The following is a 907-nucleotide window of genomic DNA, read 5'->3' on the forward strand; positions in this document are numbered from 1 at the left end:
GATTCCGATGCCGCTTTCCATGAACCGCGACGTTTTCATCACCTGTGCCGTGACCGGATCGGGCGGCACCCAGGACCGCAGCCCGCATGTGCCGCGCTCGCCCGCCGAGATCGCGAAATCGGCGATCGACGCGGCGAAGGCCGGGGCGGCGATCGTCCATTGCCATGTCCGCGACCCCGAGACCGGCAAGCCCTCGCGCGATCTGAAGCTCTACCGCGAGGTGACCGAGCGGATCCGCGATGCCGAGGTCGACGTCGTGCTCAACCTCACCGCCGGCATGGGCGGCGACATTGTCTTCGGCGGCGTCGAGAGCCCGTTCCCGGTCAATGCCGGAGCGACCGACATGGTCGGCGCCACCGAGCGCGTCGCCCATGTCGCCGACTGCCTGCCCGAGATCTGCACGCTCGACTGCGGCACGATGAACTTCGCCGAGGCCGATTACGTGATGACCAACACGCCGGGCATGCTCCGCGCGATGGGCCGGATGATGACCGACTTGGGCGTCAAGCCCGAGATCGAGGCCTTCGACACCGGCCATCTCTGGTTCGCCAAGGAGCTGGTGAAGGAGGGCGTGCTCGACGGTCCCGCGCTGGTGCAGCTCTGCATGGGCGTGCCCTGGGGCGCGCCGGACGACCTCAACACCTTCATGGCGATGGTCAACAACGTGCCCTCGGACTGGACCTTCTCGGCCTTCGCGCTCGGGCGCAACCAGATGGCCTATGCCGCGGCCGCGGTGCTCGCGGGCGGCAATGTCCGGGTCGGGCTCGAGGACAACCTCTGGCTCGACAAGGGGGTGCTGGCGACCAACGCCCAGCTCGTCGAGCGCGCCGCGACCGTGGTGACGAACATGGGCGCGCGGGTGATCGGGCCCGAGGAGGTGCGGGCCAAGCTCGGGCTGACCAAGCGG

General features: G+C 68.9%; 1 protein-coding gene. It reads left to right on the forward strand.

The features are described from left to right. Nucleotides 1-7: 7 nt before the first annotated feature. Nucleotides 8-907, forward strand: a 900-nt coding sequence (locus OEZ60_RS22140; protein WP_263341042.1) for a beta-keto acid cleavage family enzyme, incomplete at its 3' end; no start/stop codon positions are given.

Source organism: Albidovulum salinarum, assembly GCF_025673475.1.
Lineage (GTDB): Bacteria > Pseudomonadota > Alphaproteobacteria > Rhodobacterales > Rhodobacteraceae > Albidovulum > Albidovulum salinarum.